Source organism: Paenibacillus sp. MT124 (assembly GCF_058792755.1).
Window position 1 is genome coordinate 5443532 of sequence record NZ_CM179500.1, and the last position, 23135, is coordinate 5466666.

Below are 23135 nucleotides of genomic sequence, written 5' to 3' on the forward strand. Positions count from 1 at the left end.
CTTTTGTATATAGATGATCATATAGATCCTAAATACCAATCAAACTATCCAATAATAAGAATATTTTACCACTATCCACTCAGGAAATATAGGTATAACGAATCATTCTGTCCAATTCATGTTATCTTTAAGAAGACTTTATAGAATCTTTATACGGGTATCACATGGGTTATATGTGTTATTGGGTGAATGATGGGTTCATTCGGCACTGGGTAGCCCCACCAAAAAGAAAACCTTGAAAGGGGACTAAGCCAATCAAGGTTCAATCGCAACGGTAACAAATTATTTATCCAGTTTTGTACGAATTACTGATTCATCGCTCTGTGAAGTACCTATTGACAGTTCGTTAATTAATAAGGCTATTAAGACTTTTGTGACCTTAGAAAAAACAGCTTCACTAGAACCAACTAAACTATGAGCACCTAAACCAAATATTATGCTACCTGAATGTTGCCAACCTGACTCAAGAACGACTTCCTTGGCAGAATTGATGATTGCCTTGGCATATTCTGAGGGAATACCTGAATAAATTTCATCGTGTAGCCCTAACTCCGATGAATACATGTTATTAGGACTATTACTTAAATTAGTTTTTATTTTTATTTCTGAGGTTTGATTCGGTGCATACTCTACACCCAGTAACGCGTAGTATGAACTATTCCTTGGCAATTTCAATTCTATTGCCAATTTTTTGTTCTCTGAAACAACTGGCTTATTTAATTGCATTGATATCTCTAGCTCATGATCTACGTTACTAGGAAGTAAGGGTAATTCATCTTTCCAAAGTACTGCTTCTCTGAATTTACCCAAATCAATGATAACCATCATTTTTTTAACCCCCAAAATTTAAACCAAGAAGAATTAAATTCTCCAGGCATTGATGTAATAACATCAGGATGATAGACGCTAAATGGAGAAACTTCATATTTCTGTATTGCAGATGCATGTGCAGCATCATAGCTCATGCCTTTCCCCATTTTTGTAAATTCTGAAACTTCATGCATATAAAAGCTAGCATCTGCTCCTGTCAGTGGTTTGCCATTCTGCAAAGCGTTTTCTATTCGTTGTATCATTGCTTGATTTGGAGCATAGTCATCAAATGTAGAAAGATGATTTTTTACAATATCAAGTCCTTTTTGTGATACGTTTATCTCCATTCCTTCAAGTTTCCCTAATCCTTGACCAGTCGCTCCTGAGAAATTAGAATTATATGCTCCAGTCTTAGCCGCACCCTCAGACTTTGTTTCCCACTTACTCAATCCTAAAGGATCAATGTAACTCACCGGATTCCCGTTCACATAAGCATACCGGTTAAATGTCTGCCCATCCTGAATCTCTCCACGGATTACATCACGATTCAGGAACCGTTTCAGCTTCGGATCATAATACCGCGCACGCATGTAATACAAACCGTTGGCATCCGTCATGACGCCATCCCGTCCATTATACGCAAACGGCTGCGGGGTTACTCCTTCCCGTTGCTCCAGCTCGCCATACAATCCATACGTATAGCGATCCGTCACCCGGTTCTGCTCATCCGTTAGCAACGTCGTACTGCCGCGTAGGTCGTAATGGTAGCTTAGATACGTTCCGTTGGCATCTTCGCGTCCAATCAGCCCCAGTCCATAGATGTAGCGGGCCTTCACATTTCCTTCTCCATCCAGCTCCATCAGCACCCGGCTCAGTTCATGCGCATCGTCGATCACATAGCGGGTCACTTGCCCTCGCTGCGCGAGTTCAATCCGGTCTCCCTGTGGGTTGTACCGATACTTCAGTTTACCTGCCTTCACCAGACGGTTGCGAGCATCGTATTCGTAGGCCGAAGCGGTGCTGCCATCGGTCGCATACAGCAGATTACCGTTGGCATCGATCTCGACGGGATAGTTCCCTATCCGCTGTAGTCGATTATCCCAGGTGTAATGTAGCTGCTGCTGTATCGGCAATTTGCCAACGGGTTCCGACACCCCGACCTGTTCACTCGTCAGGTTGCCCGACGGGTCATACATGTAGTGTACAATACGGCCAGGCTCTGCGCCACTGCGCAGGCGTTTTAAGGTGTCATACGTATACTGTTTGTTTTCTTCCTTCAGCAGCAAACCGCTTGGGCTGTATTCGTACTTGAATTGCTGTAAACGAATGCCCTGTCCACTCGTATCCGTCAGGCGAATCAGTTGGCCTGCGGCATCATACTCCCTTTGCTCCTGACTGCCATTCGGACGCCGGGTGTCGATGAGTTTCCCGCTGGCATCATACCGGTACCGGGTCAGGCGACCGTTCCAGTCCTTCACTTCAGCCAGCTCACCGGTGGCTTGGTAGCGATACTGCACCACTTTGCCATCGGGATACGTGAGCGACGTCATCCGGCCTGCGGCATCATACGTGTACTGCAGCAGATGCCCAAATCCATCGGTTCGCGTGAGCAAGCGTCCAGCCGCATCGTAGGTTCGTTCTTCATGCTGCTCCGCTTCAATTACACGTGCCACCTGTCCATCCGGCGTGTAGGTCAGCACGATTTCGCCTGCCTCATCCACTGCACGGATCAAGCGGCCCGCGGCATCATATGCATACCGGGTTTCCTGCCCTTTGGCATCCAGCTTAGCCTTTAACCAGCCGCGTTCATCATAGGTGTAGGCGGTTTGTGCTCCGGCAGCGTTCGTTTCCTGCAGCAAGCGACCACTGCGGTCATACGTCAGACGGGTTTCATTCCCGCTCGCATCCGTATAGCTCGTATTGCGATCCTCGCCATCCCATGTCTGGCGATAGGTTACTTCGTCTGCGCCTTCACCTTGGATCACTTCGGTCAGGCGGTGCGCGGCATCGTAGCGATAATGGCGGGTATGGCCATCTGCGTCGGTATCTTCGACGCGTTGATGGAGGGCATTGAACCGCAGCCGCGTCGTGTGACCAAGGCCATCCTGCCACGCCACCGGACGACCAGCGGCATCATAGGTCAGCTGCTGGACGGTCCGCCCTTCGCCATCCATCACGGAGTTAAGACGTCCTGCACCATCATAGTAATACTTCGTGATGTGTCCTAATGCATCGGTCACGGTCTGCAATCGACCTGCGGTGTCATAAGTAAGTTGAGTCGTTTCGCCCAGCGCATTCGTTTCGGCAATCAGGCGATTCTCGGCATCATAGGTATATTGCCGGGTGTGACCGAGTGCATCGGTGATGGTTGCGACCTCACCATTCGGTGTATACGTATACTGCATGGAAGCGCCAGACGGACGTGTCTCCCGAATGCGCTGCCCACTGGCATCATACACGGTCTGCCACGTGAGGCCCAGCGGGTCGGTGATAGATGTCAGGCGATCTGCACCATCGTAGCTCCGGCGACTCACACTTCCCGCGGCATCCTTCAGTTCGACCAGTCGGCCTGCTTCATCCCAGCCAACCTGCAAACGTCGACCTTCCGGATCGAGCGTATGCTGAAGCTCGCCCGTATCGCTGTAGCCATAGGTCCAGACCGCACCCGTGAAGTCCTGGTACGTGGCTGTCTGCCCCGCTTCGGTGTAGGTCCACTTCGCTGTGCTCCCATCTGGACGTTTCACTTCGGTCAGGCGCTGTTGTTCATCATACTGGTAGGCGGTCACACCACCTTCTGCATCCGTTTCACGCGCAACTTGGTGGTGCGCAGTGTAGTGATATTCCGTTTCATGACCCAGCGGATCGATTTCGCGGATCAGATGCCCTTCTTCATCATAGACATACGTCGTGGTTTCGCCCAGCGGATTCGTCGCACTGGCCATCTGCCCTCGTGACGTGTAGGTATAACGTGTAATACCGCCATCCTCGCCTTGCACTTCGAGGAGCTGCAAGGCGTCATCATGCAAGAGGATGCGTGTCTGACCCAGCCGATTGGTAACCGTGGTCCACGTCTGACCCGGATGACTCTCGGTATCATACGCCATCCGCCCTGCTACACCGGATGGGTCGGTTTGCGCAATGATTCGGTACTTCTCGTCATAGGTATTGGTAAACTGAACAACGCCCGCTTCGCTCAGCGACATCAGACGCCCTTCGCCGTCATGGGTCATTTCCGTGATTGTACCGTCCGGTTCGGTTAGACGCACCAGAAATCCTGCGCTATCATAGCCAAATGTCGCTTCACGCAAGGCATCCCTGACCGCGGCAAGATTTCCTTCCGCGGTGTAGTCCAGTGTCAGCATACGTCCCGTGACCCGGTCCTGCAGCTGCTGGAGTTTTCCTTCTTCATCATGGACCAGATCAAGTGACAGTCCGTCCTTGTTGGTGTGACGAAGCAGTACGCCATTGAGATTGAATTGGTACGTTTCGCGCGGACTACGGGCTGTATAAAGCCAACCCTGCTCGGTGTAGGTCAGCTCGTCCTGATTCACATCCAGGTCATCACTGCGATAAATGCCGTCCCCTTGGTGCGTAAATCGGTTCTTCCGTCCCGGCGTCCAGCAGACATCAACGATGGGTTGGAATGCCTCACTAGCTTCGGCATCAGTCTGAGAATCCTTCGGAGTGATGTCCAACCGCAGACCATATTGATGTGTCCAAGCCGGGCCTAACTCTCCCCGCTGCAACAGTCCCGAATGGTAGATGAGGGTGAAGGGCCAGTCGGCTGCTCCGTGCAGCGTCAGCAGACGGTGATTCATAAACTGATGACCGGTCGCTGCGTGAATTGGGTCCTCCACTTTACTTTCTGCATGTGATTTCTGAGGATTCTGCGTTTCGGTGGTTCGACCCGTAGACGGCTGGTGCGGCGAAGCATCGACATCCTTCGTCTTGGGCGCCCCTGGCGGCTCTGCCCCTTTCACACCTGCACTCCCCGGCTTGTTTTTTAACATGGAAGCAGCTGCTGCGGAACCCGTTCCGCCTACTGCACTCGCTGCCGCTGCCTTCTCCGCATCCGAGAGTCCCGTATCTTGACGTGTGGATCCGGCATCGCCAGGCGCTTCGTCTGCTTTGCCCGCCGGTTTATTACTCGTCATCGGCGTCTCGCCCGCATCTCTGGAGCCTGCCGGACCTTCTCCTGCTTTGGTCGACTTCGGCGTCGCCCCGGCAATGTCATCCCCCGCTTCCCGGGTCGAGTTTCCAGGTACTCCCGCCTTGTTCGGGCTGGTAGGTACGGCATCGATGGCTTCATCCGCGCTGCGGCCTACGGTTTTGGCCGCATCCGCAGCGTCATCGGCATGCTTCACTGTTTTTCCCGTCAACTCAAGGGCCTCGTCGGCATACTTGAAGAGGGAAGCCGCCTTATTTCCCGCTTTCCCCAGTGGTCCCAGCACGGAAAGGCCGCGTTCATACCAAGCGAGCTTCGCTCCCGTCAGTAGATCCCGGCCCGTGATGGCCTCGATAATCCCTTTCACATTTCCGACCACTGGCAGGAAATCCAGCACAGTACCCAATGCAAAGGTGAGGAAGCTGGCCAGCTTCCCCCAATTGAATTTCTTGCCTTCCCGGTCCGCTTGTTCATATTCTTCTCGCTTGCGGCGAGTCAACTCTGACAGCACTTCCAGCTTACTTTGCAAGCCGTCCAGTTCTCGCATCAGGTGGGTGAACGTACTCTGTACCCCGCCCTGACTGAGGGTTTTGTAGCTGAGGCTGTTCATCGCCCGGTTCAGATCCGTACGCAGATCCCCCATCTCATCCGCGGCTCCGTCCAGACTCTTCGAGGTCCGCTTCAGGTCGGATAGGCTGACTTCCAATTTCACGTTACTTCCCCCTTATTTCTTCTTCGCAGCAGCGGCGGCTGCTCTTTGTCTTTCCCGCTCCTGGCGTTCGCGTTCCTGGCGTTCTCTCTCTCTGCGCTCTTCTTCCAGATCTTCCTGCATGAACTGATTGGCTAATGCCTCCAGTCGGCGCGCAAACTGTTCCATTTCATCCGCAGTCTGTCTCATTCGCTGAGTTGTATCCCGAAAATCATCCATAAAGTGCTGATACACTCTTCCTTGCCAGGTCATGGACTGTACATTGCTACTAATGCTGGAACGCTCACTCTCCAGCTTATTGCTGTTGCTGCGTAATTTGGAGGCGATGCTCCGCAGCTTACTGACGTCAGGCCGAATCGGCATATGTACATCTCCTTACTTTATTGAATCTGCCTTACTAAATCTCTCGGCAATCGCTTTAAGCTCGTCCCCTACATCCTTCAACACAGTAGATACACTCTCCAGTTGAACATGGGCATCTTTGTAAGAAGAATAAAAACGTTCTTGGGATTTCCCCTCCCATTCCCCCGTGATTCCATCAATTAATGACTTCAACTCTCTGGACAAAGCAATACTTTCCTGACTGCTGGCCAGAAATCGGGTTGCGATTTCCTTAATACGTTCAGGTTCTATTTTGATACGGTCTGCCATTTATTTGACCCCTTTCCCATCCAGTTTTTCAATTTGATCCGCGAATCGTAGTAATGCTTTTTTTAGAATTGCAGGCTTATAGGGTTGGAACTGAAGTGTGCCCTCCGTTAGTTCAACCGCCAGATACAGCTTGTCTCCCCATTGCGCATAGTGGTAATCTTCCTGATGCCACATTAATCCGTGCCTTTTCATGAACATCATGGAACCTGAACGCTCTCCGTTGCTGAAAATATCTAACGCAAGCTCTGCCTGTTCCTCCGTATGTCCCGCTTGTACCAGTCTGTTATGCCGATCGACTTCGCTAAGTTGTTTCCATTGTTGCCAGGTGCAATCTTTGATGACCGCCTTTTTGGCAGCACTTTTATATTGAAGGGTGAGCGGGAAAAAGCCTTTCATCGCTTCTAATGTTAACTTGGCATCCGCCACAGGAACGAGCACAATGCCTCCTGACTCATCCAATGTTTGTTCAACAACGATTCGAGGCGTGAAGTAGTAGTGACCTTCGTATTTCCCAGTGCCTTCAATCTTTTTGTTTACATGCATGACATCAGCACTGCCACATGCAGCAATGCAATAGGCTAGCATTTCATCCATATTATAGCCCGGCCCCTCTTCCTTCGGGACCAGATACCCTTTCTCCACAAATGCTTTCTCTATAACTTTATATTCCGCTTCCAATTCCTTAGCCAGATATCCACGATAGGGATCTTCAAAATGGGCTATATGACGAACACCTACCAGTTGGGTCAAGAAGAAAAACTCTTCAGGCGAGAGCTGAAATGACCACTCTTCCGGTAATTCATTTTCCAAGATAAACACACTCCTTCTATTTAAATAGACCAATAACATAGACAATTAAAGCAAAAACAAGTGCACCAACTGAACCACCTATTACATAGAGCCACATACGGTCGTAGGTAGACTGTTTATTCTGCTGAATCAGTTGATTCCAGCCTTTTTTCACAAGGGTCTGCTTGGGTTCCGGATTAAAAACGGTCTGATCTATGCCTTCTTGCACCTGCTCCATAGCAATGGTAATCTCAACATGAAATGGCGAACGCTCGTTAAATTGCTCAATCAGCTTGCCATATTCCCAGAAGGCCGATGTCAGATTCCCCTGACGTTCCAACTGACGAGCTCGTGCCAATTGATTCTCTTGGGCATGACTTAAGGCATTGACAGCATACTCACTCGGCAAGTAATTAGAGTCTTCAATAGATTGCTCCAGTTCTATATCCATTTCAGTTGGTAATACCACTTCTTCCTCCATGAATTGCTTTGCTGAAACCAGGGCAATCTGCCACTCCCCAAAGGTTGGACATTGCTGTAATTGCTCTGCATTCCATAATCGCTCTAGCAATGCTGCCACTTCAGAGCCGTAACATTGCTCAAGCGTCGCTTGAAGCAGTACATAACGTTCACTTTGTTGCTGAATCTCTTGAGGATCAAAATAGCTATCTCCCCAAGCTTGCTTACAAATGTCTGTACTCGACCAAGCCAGCATCTCGGCAAGCAGGACTCCACCGGCAAATCGATCCGAAAGAGGGCTCCAATCTCCATAGTCTCTAAGGAAAGTTGCAGTGTATCCCGTTGTACCTTCTGGCAAATTATCGGGTTCCTCCAATTGCTTAGCGTACATTCCTTCTACATCAACTAATTCAACAGACAAGTCTTTCGCCTCTTCATTAGGATTGATGATCAGCACATTAGAAGCTGACAAGTCGGCATGGGCTATGCCTGCTTGCTCCAATACAGCCATGGTAGATACCAAACCTGTTGCCATTTTCAATGATTCCTCCCGAGATAATGCTTCTCGGCCAAGCATGAATTCACTCCATGTCACGCCATCAATCCACGGCATATGTGCACCATACAGCAGCTCGGGATATTGACCAAGCAGCTCCATATCTTCAAGCGGATTCAGTATGGTTCTGGACCATACTCGCAGTCCCGAATGGACTGTGAGGTCTGCAACTAACTCTGTTAGCTTCATGATAGAGGGTTGGCGGAAGGCTGGTCGGAACACTTTCAATGCACTGCTCTCTCCCGAGCTGTTGACGAGCTTATACACCGTTCCTTCTCTGCCTTCCTGACCATAGGGCATACCTTCAAATTGAGGGTGCTGGACCAGTCTGTATACTTGGTTTCTGATTCGTAGTTCAGTGTTTATATCCGGTGGAAACACGATTCTTGCTCCCCTTTACACAAAAAAATGATTCGCAACTAAATTGTTGAGAAGGAGTTAATTTGCTCAATGCGCAGATAGCTTCCATCCGTTGCATGTAAGTCGTCCAAAGACTGTTGAAGTTCCATGGTGCTCCATTCATTACCATCACGACTGAGATAGTAGCGATAGTTTGACGCCTGAAACGTAAGAGCCATCCCTTCATTTAATCCTTTGAGCATGGGTTCAAGTAATTCATGCAGAGGTATCGTGTTAGGCAGCTCTATATCTGTCTTTTTGCCTGTCGCGTCAATAATTAAAGTTAATAATGTTCGATCCATGTGTTCTCCTCCTAACGGTTACATTGGGGTTGAAGCAGACATCTGCAGCCCTAGCGAAATTAGGTCTTTACTCGTACCAGGCAGCATCATAAGTGCACCCTTCTGAACCGAATATCCAGATTCCATCATCATTTCGCGGTAGCTCTCAGGTATAACCGAAGACATTCGTTTTAGCTTCTCCGAGTAGGGATCCACTACAAAAGAATCCGGCATCATGCCTTTCCAAGCCCGTGTATCACGGATACGGCTGGTCAAAGCATCCTCTGTAATAAAAATGTTCTCAATCAGCACTTGTCCATCAGGGACCGACATGGCTTTGATCCGTTCGACAATTGGTTCAGGGTCTTCCCCAGTGTAAATACCATCTGTCATATGGCAGATGAGCGGGGCAGGGCAATTCTCCATATTGCGAAGCTCAGACTGAATAATTTTCTCTGCTTGTTTGAATGCTTTGGCTGTATCTGTGAAGCGTTTCGGGTATAACGGTGGCAGGCTCCCACGGTTGGCGATACGATCAATAGATTTCACACCATCCAGCAGATCGTACACTTCATCACTATAGGCAAGAATGGCAATTCGGTAACGAGGAGACACCTTAGACCCTTTCGTTGATCGGTAGACAATTTGACGGATAATTGTCTGAAGTCCCTCATTGACGATATCCATCCTCCGTTGCCCTTCAAGCTCAAGGGTCATGGAGCCGCTAATATCAATTAAATAGATTAGTAGAGCGGGGGTGCTTCCCGTCGCATGTACTGAATAACTCATAGGAATAACCTCACATTTTCATACTATGGATATAGAAAAAGCCAGGTAAGTTTACCTGGCTTCTTATGTAACGACTACTGTTGGTCTGCTTGTCTGAAGCGATCTGCAATGGATTTCAATTCTGTTCCTACTGCGCGTAGCATTTCTACGTAAACGGTCATGTTCTTTTTGTCGGATTCGAATCTGTCATAAAACCCTTGGGAAGTCATACCTTCCCACTGGGAGCGCATGGATTCCATCAAGGAATTCAATTGTTGAGCCAATTGCTCGCTTTCTTGTGCTGCTTGGTCAAACTTCGATCCCGCGTTATCAATTTCTTCGGGCGTAATTAAAATCTTAGCCATTCCTATCTTCCCCTTTATACCATTTTTATAAATTTTACCCATAACCTATTGTATATAAAGAACTAGTTGATTACCAAACATTTTTTGGGAAAAAAGACTCATTAGTGAGTCTTTTTTCCTTTTTTGTCTTAATTTACGACAAGAAACGATTCATTGTTTATACTCTCTACTTGTTCTTCTATCTGAGCGGCCCCATTGGCGAAAGCATGAACCGTTTTTACACTTACAAATTTTCGTTTAATATAGTAGCCCTCTCCATCCGGCAGCACTCGGCTGCCTGAGACATAAGGAACCTTAATATTAAACAGCTCAGTATCTGTCGATTCAGCCGTACCCAGTAACCATCCGATCTGACCTGATTTAATTTCTTTCATCCATTCATCATAATTACGGTTTATTGTATTGGCTTGCCCAGAGACGATAATGTAGACCCCATGTTCTCGTCCATTCCGGGTAATATACTCCAGATGACCTGTGATCGTTCTGGAAATGCGCTTGGCCAGAAAATCAACATCGTCCATGATCAGTACCATCTTCGAAGCAGATTCATCCGGATCCGCAACTCTTTCTTCCAGTTTGGTACGCAGATCCTCCATCATCTCTTCCATGGTTGCTTCATTGGTTGCAAATGCTACGGTATGCTGCAGATCTTTCAAAGCTCCCAAGCCTTGAGGGGTGCGTCTAAAGTCACATAGGTAGAGTTCAAGCTCATCCGGCGAATATTTGATAGCTGACAACAATCCTATCGTCACGAGCAATGAAGTTTTACCAGATTCCATTCTTCCGCCGACCATGAAATATGGACCATCGGCTTCCATGTCCCACCCCAGCATTCTTAGGTTATCAATGCCCATATGTACAGGAAGCGTCGGACCAGACAAGAGATTTGAATCTTTTAAAACTTCTGGAATTGTAATGATTTCAGGCAATACTTGAATGGCCTCAGGTTTAGCAGTCATACAAGACGCATCGAGTAATGCAAATTGTTCGCGTAATAATTTTGCACGGGAAGACTCATTAATTGCATTGATGGATAATGCCGTCTGGAACTCATACGGAGGTATAGTGCCCTTGACAAACGCCCTTCCTTCAGGCATCTGTGTTGGTGCTTTGTTCAGCCTGCCTACTGCATAGTTATAATCCCCAGCATCCGCAAGCATATATGACACAGCATTCGGGAAGTTACTCCGAATTCGTTCCAACATGTCAGAGATTCGGTTGATGGTTGCCACAAAGTATATGCCAAGTCCAGGCCCTTCACGGAGCAGAGGATCCAGCTTCTCATGAAGCTTCTCGAATTGTCCCCGGAAACTTACATAGCTATCGATAATCACAAGTATGGCGGGTAGCGTATTTCCTGTTTCAGCACAGTAGGACAGTCTGGATTTCACTCCCGTTTCGGCAAACAGCGTTTTGCGCTTGCTAATGGTCTCTTCCAGATAATTGAACAACCGGTTCATCTTCTCTTCCTGATCATCCTGGATGACATCCGCTACATGAGGCAGCAGCGTATAATCTTTCAGCATTCTTCCGAAATCCAGCGCATAAATATTCACATCATTAGGTGTGGTTTCCATTGCCAAGGAATAGAGCATGGTCTGGATAAAGGTAGTCTTCCCCGTGCCTGGCATGCCATATATTAACCAATGACCGGATTCAAGATCGATCCGAAGAGGGAACTGTCTCTGATTAACGACATCGTCAATCAGTCCAACCTGTGGATTCAATACTTTTCCTGGTTCGCTCGTGGTGACCGCCAGCTCTTCCAATGTCAGATGGTTAGGCAGCGGGGGAAGCCAAGGTCCTGGTAAACGCTGAATACCTTCACGTTCTGCTTTCATTGCAATGTGCTCAATAAGAACGTTTAATTGTTTCTTGCTAAATGCCTTATCTTCAGAAGGTTTTGCTTCCTGGATCAGATCCAATTGATCCCTCAATTTAGTTCTGCGACCATCCAGCTCATACGCATACATATTCCGATCCGACTGCGTAATATTCTGATCTGGACGATACGGTGCTCCGCTCCATGCAAATTGAACGGATTCAAACACTTCATTGCTGCCGACCTGTAGAAAACCACGCCCCGGATTTGTAATATGAGCCGCATCGGGAATCCGGATCATTTCACGACTATCGCTCTCGTCCTGAACCCGGAGGCAGACTTTATAACGAGAGTTGCTCCAGATTTTATCGTCTACAACGCCGCCTGGCTTTTGGGTTGCCAAGAGCAGATGCACACCTAACGTCCGACCTATAGCCGCAATGGAAACAAGTTCACTCATGAACTCTGGTTGGTCTTTTTTCAATTGTGCAAACTCATCGATGACGATGAATAAATGCGGTAGCGGCTCCCGATCCTTCCAGTCGGTAAGATAATACTCATCAATATGCTGTACATTGCCTGCCGCTATAAACAAACGCTGTCGTCGTTTAAGCTCGGCTTTGAGAGAAACCTTGGAACGTTCAATTAGCCCTTCTTCTTCGAGATTGGTTACCGTAGCAATAACATGTGGCAGGTCCTGGAATGTATTGGACATTCCACCACCCTTATAGTCAATCAGCATAAATGCCATATCATGTGGATGATATTCAACCGCAAGCGATGCAATAATGGATTGAATAACTTCACTCTTACCTGAACCGGTCGTTCCTGCCATGAGTCCGTGAGGGCCATGCCCTTTACGCTCAATCTTGTCATGAAGATTCAAGAGAACTGGCTTTTTCCCGCCTCGAACACCAACTGGAAAAGGAAGGGTATTAGGGTAACGTGACTTCTCCCAATTGTTTTCCACATGGAACTGTTCAATATTCTGTATGCCGAACAATTCAAACAACGTCAGAACATTTACAATCTCGTCCGCGGAATTACGCTTAATTCGATAAGGAGCTATCTGACGTGCAAATTGATCTGCTTGCTCCAGTGTCATCTGATCCGGTTTAAAAGGCTGTACAAAAGGGATCTCATCCTTGGGTTTCGCATAAGTAGCGTCGCCAGCGGAGCCACCCGTTACGTTCGTTGAACGCATAACACCTTCGGTGGAGTTCAAATCAATAACGAGCTCACACTCCTTCGGAAGTACGTCCTTGCTCGGTGCGAGAACGATGCTGCAGACACCGATGATCTCCGAACTTTTCATCATCAATGGGAGAATAGGCTCATGCTCTATCATCTCAATGAAAGGCAGGAAACAAACATAGAATGGGAGTGCTTTCTCTCCCTTGTTCAACCATTGACGACGCTGTAGAAGGGTGAACAGCTGCTCCATCAGTTGTGGCTGATATCCACGCTCCTCGAAGAGGTATCTACCTGAACGCGTATCATTCCATACATGCGGAATCCAGCGCATCCATTCCCAATTTTCTCTTTGTACTTTATTCATAAATACCGCCATCTTCAGCTCATCTGGGGCATGATGCGCTGCAAGCTGCGTCACAACCGTACGACAGAACATATTCAGCTCTTCTTCGTCGCCGACAAGTCCAATAATCCGATATTTACTCAAATCCAGCAAAGCAGGAGCATTGGTAATCGTAGTGAATTTCTCCGTCATTTCTCTCGCTTTTTCCAGCATCGGATCCTTCTCTACCCCATTTTGCTTAGGCACTTTAATATCGAAGTTACTTGGCACGGTTCCAATACCGACACGGACTTTCAAGAAGTCGAAATCTTGAGGAATCCGCTCCCAGACCGAAGAGCTTCGATCTTTGACCATGTTAATGCAGAACTGTGGATCTAGATGGGTTTGATGCCAGTTCAGAATCAATTCATTTTTCCAGTTCTGCAGCGTTTCCCTGTTTTCATTAATATGATTGTCATATAAACGTTCACGATCTTTGATCTTCTTGCGGTGTTTCGCTTTGCTCTGAAAATGCACAAGTACAGGTACAAAGTACGAAACGACCATCATACAGAGGGAAATCATCTGCACGGTTACGAATTGCCCATTCCCCCGACTTTGATAAAAAGTCATCATGGCTGCTCCACCAGCAACGGTTACCATGATGGGTACCATGATGGAGATGATATTTAGCTGTGGCGGCTGAGGAAGGGAAGGTGGCGAAAAGATCTCCACTTCCTGTCCCGAGGTTTCTTTGATAATCCTTGGCGATCTTTTATAAAAAAAATGGGACATACTCGGTCTGCCTCCTCTTCAATATTTTTTCTAGCGGTTGACACATTCTCTGGGAAAATATCCTGCTGCTGCGGCATCTCTTTCACTTGAAAAGGTCTCCTCTTCCCTATATCCATAGGAGCACGTATTGAGGTAATAATATTTGATGCCGGTTGATGGATCTACAGCGCCTTTAATCTCTGTTTTCTTGACCAGTCGTCCTCCACCAAGAGCATAGTTATTATAAAATTGATCCCCAATCGGGATTCCTTGAATAAATGCCATAATTCCAATGTCGTCAATGGAGTTGACCCATTCCTCCTGTGAGATCTGCGGCAGGCTGAAGGTATAATGGATCCCATAGCGAGTTGCGTACTCATTATGTTTGTTTATATAATAAGCCAGATCCTGTTGAATGCTTTTCACAATGACACTCTTCCGCATCGCTTCAAAATCGGCTGCATTGTCTAACAAAGGGATGTTGGTCGTACCCTCCAAATCTTCACGAAACCCTTCAACCCAAGCATCCGTGTACGAATCATACGCGTATACATAGCTATCCAAAGTGAAATTGATACTGTTTCCTCTGCTGTCGGAATACGAATACGGCTTCTTCGGTCTCCACATGTGCTTGAACACTCTCTCACCGTTGGCATCCCTGTACTCATCTACTGCATACAGATCATATCCATCGTAATCAATTACGGCCACAGCAGGTATATATCCAGCCAGAGCCCCTTGTCTGACAGGGTCATTGACTACGTCAAAATTCAAATAGAGTGTGCGAAAGAATGTGTCCAAGGCTCTTTCCTTATTCGCAAAGAAGAACTTCCTGGATTGATACCCTGCCTCATATTCTTGTAAGACGTTCATATTAAGCATTTGTGCAGCATCCTGAACGGCAGTATGCAAAGAAGCTGAATATTGATCTGATAGTGCAAGTGCCGTTTTCTGGTCTCCTGTCCGGAAATCCATCACTAGATAAAAAGGAACAAAAATACAGATAAACAGTATTGCCAGATTAGTAATCTTCATTAATTACCATTCCCCCATAAGGAACATAGACTTTGGTATTTCCGTCCGTGATCCCTCCGGTAAAAACATCACTAAGAATAGTTGCCATGGTGCGATTGATATTTTTCACTTTGACAGTGAAGAAGTCCCCTACTGCCATGACATATCTGCGATCCAGATCGGATGCAGCATTATTCGGAAACAATCTCTGCATAATTTCCTGATTATAATGACCATCGAAATAAGTCGTAAAACTATCACGGAATGTACTCGGATCAGCGGGATCGGTGTATTCCGGATTATATTTTTTGTGAAGGTGCTCCATCTGAATATCATACTGATTGCCCGTTGCACCAAGTTTTTGGTTGAATTCAAGATACATCTGTGGAGTAATATACCCCTTGGTTCTTGCGGAATCTACGAATGTGGTTACCGCTGAATGGATAACGATCTGAGACAGGTCATCCTGCCTCTGAGCCTGCTGGAATAACGGATACAAGAATAACAGCACGATGGCAATGAATATGCCTAATATTTTGGAGAAAGAGTTTTCCACACTAGCTCACCCTTTATGTAAAAACAATGGTTTGTACTTTCCCTTGATTGTCTCGAATATAGGAAACAACGTAGGTACGATTAAGATCTATCCCTGATACATCTATACTCTCAATATCTTCTGTACTGTAAAAGTACGTATTGACTACACGTATATTGGCGTCCAGCATTTTCATTTGTCTTATACTTTGAAGAACCTCTGCCCCGGTATATGTAACTTGCTCATTTACGTTGAGACTTGTGAATAGCCTTCGCTCCTCATTCACTGCAGATTGGTATGAGACGTTAACGGCCGCTTCCTGAGACTGAATGCCTCCAAGAGCGAACATGCAGGCAACGATCAGAATGCTGATTTCAGCTGCAACTAAGATGAACTTTTCCATTGTTTCGCTCATTGGAGACCTCCTTGTTTAATACTATTTTCTCTAAGCTACTCTTGTATAAAAATTATTCCATTTATCATGTTATTTTTATCTCTAACAATAGTAGATTTAAATTTTCCACTAGGATTTATATAGGCCGAGTAGAATTGATTCTCCGCATATTGTAAGTCTAGATTCTTATAACTCTCATCATCAACTTCACCGGTTTTAGTATTAAAACTACTTCCGTAGAAAACACCTTGATTCTGAGTATCAATAGTTGTGCCTTTTTGTTTCCCAGTAATAACTTTTATTCCAAATTGCTCTTGATTCATATATTGCCTAACTGCGTTCAGCACCTGACTACCTGACAAAGTAGTATTGCTATACGTCTGATATTCCGTATCCGACAGCTGCGTTGTAATTGCAGCCATCTTTGTCTGTCCCTGTTTGGCCGCATCCTGTGATGAAATGGTGATAATAACGACAATCGTAATCAACATAATAGTGAGGAATATCCCCGCTGCGACTCGTATACCGACGCCTGTATTTTCTTCCATGAAAAATCAATCCCTTCTTAAATGGTTTGTAATTGTGTTGATATATCACTAAGCTGCTTAAATGACATATATAGAAATGGAAATACTAGATAAAGGGCTATGAGCAGTGCCCCTGGTGTCCAGCCGAATAATTTACCGTACGATGTTTTCTTCCGAATTAAACGCTCAAGGCGTTCCTTCTTCTGTTCGGCATAATACTCCTGTTCCATTTCCAGATCGTCGAACGCTTCCCGTAACGAGAGCTTATCTACCGCCTGCATCAGGCGCTTTACAATTCTGCCAAAGGAATCAAACGGTGCATCCGATTTCAACATTTTCAACGCTTCTTCTGCACCACTGTCATAGTTAAGCAAACATTTTTGCAGTGCTGGCCTGAAGATGATACTGTAACGTTCCATCCACTCTAGTACGGTTTCCACAGAGATGCGTTCAAATTCACACAAGATGGATATAAGAACATGGAACTGGTCCACTTCATTTTGCATTTCCAATGCACGTAATCTACGTTGAAATTGTAGAATCCATATCGTAATGTAATAACCTATCATTCCAAAACCTATGGCAATAAGAAGCTCCCACCATTTGAGGTATTCGTTATTCACAACGGTTATTTTCTCTACAATCCGATTGACCGTATTATTCATTGCCACATCTGTCATTGGTTCATTGGAATGCGTTTCTATGGACTGAACTACCTGTTCCCTGGTCAGATCTTTATGCTGCTGCAGATCTTCGATAATTTGATTATCTATTGCCGTTACATGATTGGCGCGCTCCAGCTCATCGGCATCCATATACCCCAGAATGTTTGTCTGTTCTGCTGTCGGTTTGCTGAAGATATGATGTACGCTGTTGTAATGCAGGAATAAAGAAAACAAAATAATACCTACAAACGTTGAGACAGAGATGACAATTCGGTGGATATATAACCATTCCAATGTAAGATGAGAATTTGCTTCTTTTAAGAGCATATTGGTTCGATGATGTTTCCTCGTATTCGGAGCTGGAACCAATCGATCTACGATCCACTTCACCCATGACCATGAATATGCTTTCTTCTCCCACTCTTTCCTCGGACCCTTAGGCACATATTTGGCTTCATCATTCTCCGATAATTTACGGATGAGCAGGTAACAGATGACCGCTGCGGCGTATATAAACATTCGGATAAGAAAACCAATTCTGCTGTCATAGAATTCTGTCGTAATCGGAAAATAGTTTTCCGCCCACCTTTGCAGAGGGAACGATAGCAAAATTGGGATTAGCGCAAGTAGAGTAAGTCCACCTAATTTGTAACGCAACTTTTGTCTTCTCATCAGGTCGTATCTGATCTCTTGTACAAACTTGTTAATGGCGTTCAGGTACATGGAGCCCTTCTGAACATTACGGTCACCATACTCCATAATCAGGTGAGAGACCCCTGAAAACACCTTTAAATAGCGGTTAGGCGCAACCGCATAGTATTTTTCCAACTCCCGACCGGGGTCCTTGGATGTTAATACTTCGTGAATCCGTTCTGTCTGGAGCTTGATATCATGTGGCGATGATTGTGCAGCCTGATACAAGGCCTCATCAACCATCCGAACTTCCTGATAATGATGACGGTCATCCTCCAGTACGTTGGAGAACTGTTTTAACAGGCGATCCTCTACCCGGTTAACAAAAATATCGATGAACAGCTCGTTTACCACAATGGCTGCCAATGCTCCAAAAAATAATGCCATCCAGCTTTTACTAATGACTGCAAGAACAATAAGACCGACCAGAATCGACCCTAATGTTAAATAGGTAATTCGCATCGTTTCCTTACGGAGAGAATATTCATCATACGTATTGATCGCTGTCAACCGTTTACGAATCTTTAAAATCTGTGACTTAACGATCGGAAATTTAATCAGTTGATGATATGATTTTTGATAAAACACCAACAATTGTCGCGGCGTTCTTCCTGTTACATTTTTAGTAGAAGGCCATACATTCTCACGGTTCTTCTTTCGCTTGCGATCTTTCAGAATGAGGTAAAGCAGTATTCCACCAGAGATAAGCAGGGCTCCACCTGAAATGGCAAAAATCCATATCCACTTATTCATTGAACCTGCCCCCAGTGTTTATTCAGAAACTGCCTGAAATTCTCACGATCTTCCTCGTTCATGTTGAATAACATTTTCTCGATCTTTTCTGGAGAGATTGGAGACACGGCTACGTATTCACCGTTACGGTATTCAATGATATTTCGGGCATTCCATACTCTACCGCTATTCCTTCTGTACACTTCTCTTTGCAAATTCACCAGTGCATCCAACTTACTTTCTATAGAATCCCCTTTGATTAATGCTTCCTCGTGCTCCAGTGTATCCGATTCAAACCTGACAGGTGTGATCTCTGTAATTCGCTCAATATAACGTTTACCGTTCATTTCCTTCCGCATGTGTATGTCCCATTGCACTGCGTTTGCAACCTGTTCTTCTGCAATACGTTCATTTTGAAACACTCCCGTTTTGAGCAAGGAATTTCTCAAAGACCATACCAGTTCACGTGCAGAGGTAGCATGATGTGTGAAGATTGTAAATAAACTCGCGACCTGTGACATCTGAATCATCCAAGCGGCTACTGGGTCTGTTGCAACTTCACCCAAAATATTCACCGAGCCATCTGTTTTCTTTTGAAGATCGAGTCCGGCTTGTCCTGTAATATTTTCGGTCTCTCTCAGAGCTAATGAGTTACGTTGTGGATATAGTCTTCTTAAATGAAGCTCAAATGTCATCTCTTGAATCCTCAAAGTTAACGTAGCATATATGTATTTAACTGAGGCCATGACCAAAGATGTCTTACCTGAACCTTGAGGTCCAGTAAAGGCAGTAACCTGCGCACCTTTCATCAGATACTTAATCATATCTCTAGCTAACTCGGCATTTACCGCATCTTTGGACGAGATCAGATGATCCAATTTCATATTAGGAAGATCAAACTTCCTAACAAAAAAGGCCCAGCTCTCTGCAAACGGTGGTCTAACAACGACGACCCTGGATCCATCCTTCATTTCATTCACTTTGAAACCATTAGTTTCGGTAAGTTGCCCCGGATTATCATACTTGTAAATGTTTTGACAGACCCTTTTCAACTCAAGGTCGGTTTCAAAACTTAAAAATGATAAATGTATGGACTTACCTCGGAAGAATATCCAGACACTTTGGTATCCCGGATACTTGTATTGCTTCATGCCTTGTAATAGAGAAATCTCATCTTCCACGATCTGCATATGGGTCGGCACACCAGATACACCACCTGAAACGCCGTCTATAGACATGTCCCGGATCTCATCAATAACGCCGAACCCTTTATAATGCTGGTATACACGCTGCACAACGATAGCTAACTTGTCATCAAATTCTAAACCACCACGTGCTTCTTTGATAAAAATGGAGTCAATCTCTTCTCCCGTGACTACATATGAATCTACGGTTCCATCCTCAATAAATTTTTTAGGCTGATCAAGCTGATATTTGTCTATTAGCTTAGTTAGAGCATGGAAACCGTGTTTCTTTTTGTATAAGTGAAGGAGAATATCGAATTTGTCTTGCTGCGTTAATTGATCTTCATCCTCAAAGGGAATAATTCGGTTAATATTGTCATCATTGAAACCATAATTACGTTCCAGGAGATCAGATATAAATTGCTTCAAGTACACTTTCTCTTGTATATCGCCTGAAGTAGCGTTTTTCATTGCACTTCTAAGCTCGGCTACAACTCCCTGACGTCGGTTATATTCCTCGCTTGTCATTCCCATATCCAATAGATTGCTGTTGACGTACTCATTGATCATGGTTTTAACGTATTCAAGCAGATAATCGAACTGGAATCGCTCTTCATTCTCATTTTTCTGACGTGTTCCAGCTTGCCCCGGTTTTTTATTCAGCTTCACGAATAGATAAGCAATTAAAACAGCTACAATCAAAACAATTGCAAGGAAATTAATGGTGAAATTCAGTCCCATCCTAACTCCCTCTTTCAATTCGTTTCAGTTTGGTGTTGATGCCAATCTCATGCAGTATTGTTTTCGCTGCGCGGCTAACTTCCTGTATGAAGAAATAATTTTCATGATTGCTGCTAATATATTGATTCTTTGAAAAGAAACTTTTAATATCTCCATCATTCAAATGATCTCTGAAACTCGTATTATATGGAATAGTCAAAATCGGTGACTTAAACCTATATTTATTAGCAATATTTTTTATTTTATATTTGGATAAGGGATCATACTGTGTCATGAGAAGGAGGTGCTGCTTTTGTTCTAGCACCTCTGGCCAATACTTTCTTTGATTATCGAAATACTTTTCTAGTACACTCACATTTTGATTTACACAGATAACGACCAAATCTGCATCGTTAATGAGACTGTTAGAAACATCATTGTCCTGTCCGCTCCGTGCATCCAAAAGCGAGATCCCATAGTACTCTGCTGCCATGCGAAATACCATGTTTACAGCTTCAATTGAGCCTTGTTGAGGTCGATTGAGTCTCTCACTTCCCCAGAGAAGATCCAGACGATTACGTTCAACCATTAAGGTGTAATTTTTAACACTGTCTCGCTCAAGTTTGCTGCTCTTCGCAACACGTTCCAGAGAATCGAGGCCCATGCCACCTATGGCAAAAAATTGCCTGTTATATTGATTGATTGTTCTGTTGAAGAAGCGCTCAATGTCACCATCCGTACGCTGTGGCTGTGACACCAAGGTTCTCACATCGTACTCTAACCCAATAAATGCAGCCAAAGCAGCGGTAGCACTGGTCACGCCTAAACCATGCTGCATGCCCCATAATGCAATTTTACTCATGCTAATTACTCCTTTCGGCCCGCTTCCATAATGCGTTAACTTTTGACGTTTCTAAGCCTAGAATGAGTTCTATCGCTTGTTTGATGACTAACTTGTAGGAGCTGGACATTCGCTTGACCATCACTGTACTTTTATATTGATTGATGATCTTCAGCGTTTGATCCCGATCATCCGGGTAATATACCAAACTTTCTTTCCACGATAACGACAGATCATCCAGCAGACTATTTATATATTTCTCGTCCAAATGATTACTGACTTCATAGATAACCTTGGTAACCGGGAGGTTCAAGGAGGATAACTTTTCTCGCTGGAAGTAGGCGTGCATAAGGTTAACATTTTTCTGGATTACAGGATTCTCATATGATGTCACGAGATACACAAAATCTACTTCTGGCCATTCGGCCAATGCAGCCTCATCATTACAATCTATTAATAAAAAATCATACTCTTCTTCAAGATTGCTCCTAAGGTCATTGTAAGAATGGATGCCTTCCAGTACATCAAATTGATCATGTGTGTGCATAGTGAGAGATTGGTCAATTTTAGGGAATGCAAATTCATAATCGTTATTACTAGTTGCGTCTACAAGCAGAACCCGATGATCCATCGACAACATTTTACCAAGGTACATCATAAAGTCCGTTTTATCGTAATGTCCTATAACAAGTATTTGCTTCATCTCGGTCTCCTTATTACTGTCCAGGTTCACGTATATTGCTATCTTTGAAAATACCACCTGAGTCTGAAGTTGCATTGGGTTCATTTCCACTATTTTGCTGACTCAAGTCTGTTGAGTTATCATTCATAAGAGAGTTATCCTGTGGAGTTGTTGGCGTATTACCTTGTCCTTCCGACTCAGTAATGTACTCCCCAGAATTCATCTCCGTTGTATTTCGCCCACTGATATACTTTTGCCGATCTTCATCACTCATCGATTGAAGATCTTGCTCCAATTTTGCCCGTACACGCCGTTCTAAGGCTGTCGTTGCTACTCCAACAATATTTGGATTGGATTCAATGAGATCGAGCACTTTCGGATTGGAAGGATAATTGGTAACTGCGCCATCTTGCATGTATGGGTCTACATAACTTAATGCGTAGATAGAAGCATCATTAATATAAGCATCTACAATAGCGCTCGACATCGTCAAAATCTCTTTCTCATTCATTTCGTACCATATTGTTCCATTATTTAAGTCGTCTACTTTTTTCTTCGAGAGTACTATGTAATCCTGACCTGTTGGAAAGCGAATTCGCACATCTACAAAATCATCCTTTTTCAGCTTCAACGGAAGCTGTACTAGACTAAACTCTTGGTTTCTCAGATCTTTAGGCGTTATTCCATCTTCAAACAACATTGGTTGAGTAATAATAGAATTCTTTTGGAGATCAATCTTTATCCTTTTGCCCACAATGTCGGCTTGCTCTGCAGTATTTTGTGGTACCGTACTGACCGGGACAACAAGTGAACTTACATCATCTTCTGTTATTAGATCCCCAGCAATATGGTTATCATTCAGTACCATGACTCTCATTTTATCTTCATTCAACTTCTTCTGCGCATCCTGAAGCTGCTGCTCAATCTGAATTGTTCGTTCGACATATCTACCTTGAATATAGTTAATTATGAAATATCCAGCGATAACACAAATAAATAGAATAATAGCGCCACCAATGGAAGCGGACAGAAGCAATTGCTTCTGCCTAAAACGAATCTTAGACATTAACGAATCCCTCACAAT

Annotated in this window: 19 protein-coding genes; all 19 read right to left on the reverse strand. The window is 45.0% G+C overall.

Going from position 1 to position 23135, the window contains the following annotated elements:
- Nucleotides 1-282: 282 nt before the first annotated feature.
- Nucleotides 283-828, reverse strand: coding sequence for a hypothetical protein (locus AC3RCI_RS24580; protein ID WP_390587604.1), 546 nt, complete (start codon nt 826-828; stop codon nt 283-285).
- Entirely contained in the window at nt 825-5687 is a 4863-nt protein-coding gene (locus AC3RCI_RS24585) for an RHS repeat-associated core domain-containing protein (protein ID WP_492526782.1), read from the reverse strand. Before AC3RCI_RS24585 ends, AC3RCI_RS24580 begins: the two co-directional genes overlap by 4 nt.
- Nucleotides 5688-5699: 12 nt before the next feature.
- Nucleotides 5700-6047 (reverse strand): WXG100 family type VII secretion target, encoded by a 348-nt coding sequence (locus AC3RCI_RS24590; RefSeq protein ID WP_390587456.1) that lies wholly within the window; start codon nt 6045-6047, stop codon nt 5700-5702.
- 12 nt (nt 6048-6059) lie between these two features.
- The gene (locus tag AC3RCI_RS24595) at nt 6060-6335 is read right to left on the reverse strand and encodes a WXG100 family type VII secretion target (RefSeq protein ID WP_024632683.1); all 276 of its coding nucleotides are present in this window, start codon (nt 6333-6335) and stop codon (nt 6060-6062) included.
- On the reverse strand, nt 6336-7145 hold the full coding sequence (locus tag AC3RCI_RS24600; protein WP_492526783.1) for a hypothetical protein: 810 nt from the start codon (nt 7143-7145) through the stop codon (nt 6336-6338).
- 16 nt (nt 7146-7161) lie between these two features.
- The gene (locus tag AC3RCI_RS24605) at nt 7162-8520 is read right to left on the reverse strand and encodes a protein kinase (protein WP_492526784.1); all 1359 of its coding nucleotides are present in this window, start codon (nt 8518-8520) and stop codon (nt 7162-7164) included.
- Between the two features lie 38 nt (nt 8521-8558).
- On the reverse strand, nt 8559-8840 hold the full coding sequence (locus AC3RCI_RS24610; protein ID WP_390587447.1) for an EsaB/YukD family protein: 282 nt from the start codon (nt 8838-8840) through the stop codon (nt 8559-8561).
- Nucleotides 8841-8858: 18 nt separating this feature from the next.
- On the reverse strand, nt 8859-9608 hold the full coding sequence (locus AC3RCI_RS24615) for a vWA domain-containing protein (protein ID WP_492526785.1): 750 nt from the start codon (nt 9606-9608) through the stop codon (nt 8859-8861).
- Between the two features lie 74 nt (nt 9609-9682).
- Entirely contained in the window at nt 9683-9952 is a 270-nt protein-coding gene (locus AC3RCI_RS24620; protein WP_390587442.1) for a WXG100 family type VII secretion target, read from the reverse strand.
- A 128-nt stretch (nt 9953-10080) separates the two neighbouring features.
- Nucleotides 10081-14085 (reverse strand): type VII secretion protein EssC, encoded by a 4005-nt coding sequence (gene essC / locus AC3RCI_RS24625; protein ID WP_492526786.1) that lies wholly within the window; start codon nt 14083-14085, stop codon nt 10081-10083.
- 30 nt (nt 14086-14115) lie between these two features.
- Nucleotides 14116-15099: a hypothetical protein gene (locus AC3RCI_RS24630; RefSeq protein WP_492526787.1), complete on the reverse strand. Its 984-nt coding sequence runs from the start codon at nt 15097-15099 to the stop codon at nt 14116-14118.
- Nucleotides 15086-15634 (reverse strand): hypothetical protein, encoded by a 549-nt coding sequence (locus tag AC3RCI_RS24635; RefSeq protein ID WP_492526789.1) that lies wholly within the window; start codon nt 15632-15634, stop codon nt 15086-15088. The genes AC3RCI_RS24630 and AC3RCI_RS24635 overlap by 14 nt, the downstream gene beginning before the upstream one ends.
- 13 nt (nt 15635-15647) lie before the next feature.
- Nucleotides 15648-16028, reverse strand: coding sequence for a hypothetical protein (locus AC3RCI_RS24640; RefSeq protein WP_492526790.1), 381 nt, complete (start codon nt 16026-16028; stop codon nt 15648-15650).
- 35 nt (nt 16029-16063) lie between these two features.
- Nucleotides 16064-16555, reverse strand: a complete 492-nt coding sequence (locus AC3RCI_RS24645; RefSeq protein WP_492526792.1) for an ABC transporter permease — start codon at nt 16553-16555, stop codon at nt 16064-16066.
- A gap of 17 nt (nt 16556-16572) precedes the next feature.
- Nucleotides 16573-18645 carry a hypothetical protein gene (locus AC3RCI_RS24650; RefSeq protein ID WP_492526794.1) on the reverse strand — a complete coding sequence of 691 codons (2073 nt, stop codon included), beginning with the start codon at nt 18643-18645 and terminating at the stop codon, nt 16573-16575.
- Entirely contained in the window at nt 18642-20549 is a 1908-nt protein-coding gene (locus AC3RCI_RS24655; protein ID WP_492526796.1) for a P-loop NTPase family protein, read from the reverse strand. Before AC3RCI_RS24655 ends, AC3RCI_RS24650 begins: the two co-directional genes overlap by 4 nt.
- A gap of 1 nt (nt 20550) precedes the next feature.
- The gene (locus AC3RCI_RS24660; protein WP_390587420.1) at nt 20551-21390 is read right to left on the reverse strand and encodes a hypothetical protein; all 840 of its coding nucleotides are present in this window, start codon (nt 21388-21390) and stop codon (nt 20551-20553) included.
- Nucleotide 21391: 1 nt separating this feature from the next.
- Complete coding sequence (locus tag AC3RCI_RS24665) at nt 21392-22072, reverse strand: hypothetical protein (protein WP_390587418.1); 681 nt, start codon at nt 22070-22072, stop codon at nt 21392-21394.
- Between the two features lie 13 nt (nt 22073-22085).
- A complete protein-coding gene (locus AC3RCI_RS24670) occupies nt 22086-23117 on the reverse strand; it encodes an SAF domain-containing protein (RefSeq protein ID WP_492526798.1) in 1032 nt (343 codons plus the stop codon).
- Between the last annotated feature and the right edge of the window lie 18 nt (nt 23118-23135).

What these genes read in the sequence shown, in the direction of transcription:
- AC3RCI_RS24580 (WP_390587604.1), bottom strand. Translation starts at nt 828, where the DNA reads ATGATGGTTATCATTGATTTGGGTAAATTCAGAGAAGCAGTACTTTGG.
- AC3RCI_RS24590 (WP_390587456.1), bottom strand. Translation starts at nt 6,047, where the DNA reads ATGCCGATTCGGCCTGACGTCAGTAAGCTGCGGAGCATCGCCTCCAAA.
- AC3RCI_RS24595 (WP_024632683.1), bottom strand. Translation starts at nt 6,335, where the DNA reads ATGGCAGACCGTATCAAAATAGAACCTGAACGTATTAAGGAAATCGCA.
- AC3RCI_RS24610 (WP_390587447.1), bottom strand. Translation starts at nt 8,840, where the DNA reads ATGGATCGAACATTATTAACTTTAATTATTGACGCGACAGGCAAAAAG.
- AC3RCI_RS24615 (WP_492526785.1), bottom strand. Translation starts at nt 9,608, where the DNA reads ATGAGTTATTCAGTACATGCGACGGGAAGCACCCCCGCTCTACTAATC.
- AC3RCI_RS24620 (WP_390587442.1), bottom strand. Translation starts at nt 9,952, where the DNA reads ATGGCTAAGATTTTAATTACGCCCGAAGAAATTGATAACGCGGGATCG.
- essC (WP_492526786.1), bottom strand. Translation starts at nt 14,085, where the DNA reads ATGTCCCATTTTTTTTATAAAAGATCGCCAAGGATTATCAAAGAAACC.
- AC3RCI_RS24630 (WP_492526787.1), bottom strand. Translation starts at nt 15,099, where the DNA reads ATGAAGATTACTAATCTGGCAATACTGTTTATCTGTATTTTTGTTCCT.
- AC3RCI_RS24640 (WP_492526790.1), bottom strand. Translation starts at nt 16,028, where the DNA reads ATGAGCGAAACAATGGAAAAGTTCATCTTAGTTGCAGCTGAAATCAGC.
- AC3RCI_RS24645 (WP_492526792.1), bottom strand. Translation starts at nt 16,555, where the DNA reads ATGGAAGAAAATACAGGCGTCGGTATACGAGTCGCAGCGGGGATATTC.
- AC3RCI_RS24650 (WP_492526794.1), bottom strand. Translation starts at nt 18,645, where the DNA reads ATGAATAAGTGGATATGGATTTTTGCCATTTCAGGTGGAGCCCTGCTT.
- AC3RCI_RS24655 (WP_492526796.1), bottom strand. Translation starts at nt 20,549, where the DNA reads ATGGGACTGAATTTCACCATTAATTTCCTTGCAATTGTTTTGATTGTA.
- AC3RCI_RS24660 (WP_390587420.1), bottom strand. Translation starts at nt 21,390, where the DNA reads ATGAGTAAAATTGCATTATGGGGCATGCAGCATGGTTTAGGCGTGACC.
- AC3RCI_RS24665 (WP_390587418.1), bottom strand. Translation starts at nt 22,072, where the DNA reads ATGAAGCAAATACTTGTTATAGGACATTACGATAAAACGGACTTTATG.
- AC3RCI_RS24670 (WP_492526798.1), bottom strand. Translation starts at nt 23,117, where the DNA reads ATGTCTAAGATTCGTTTTAGGCAGAAGCAATTGCTTCTGTCCGCTTCC.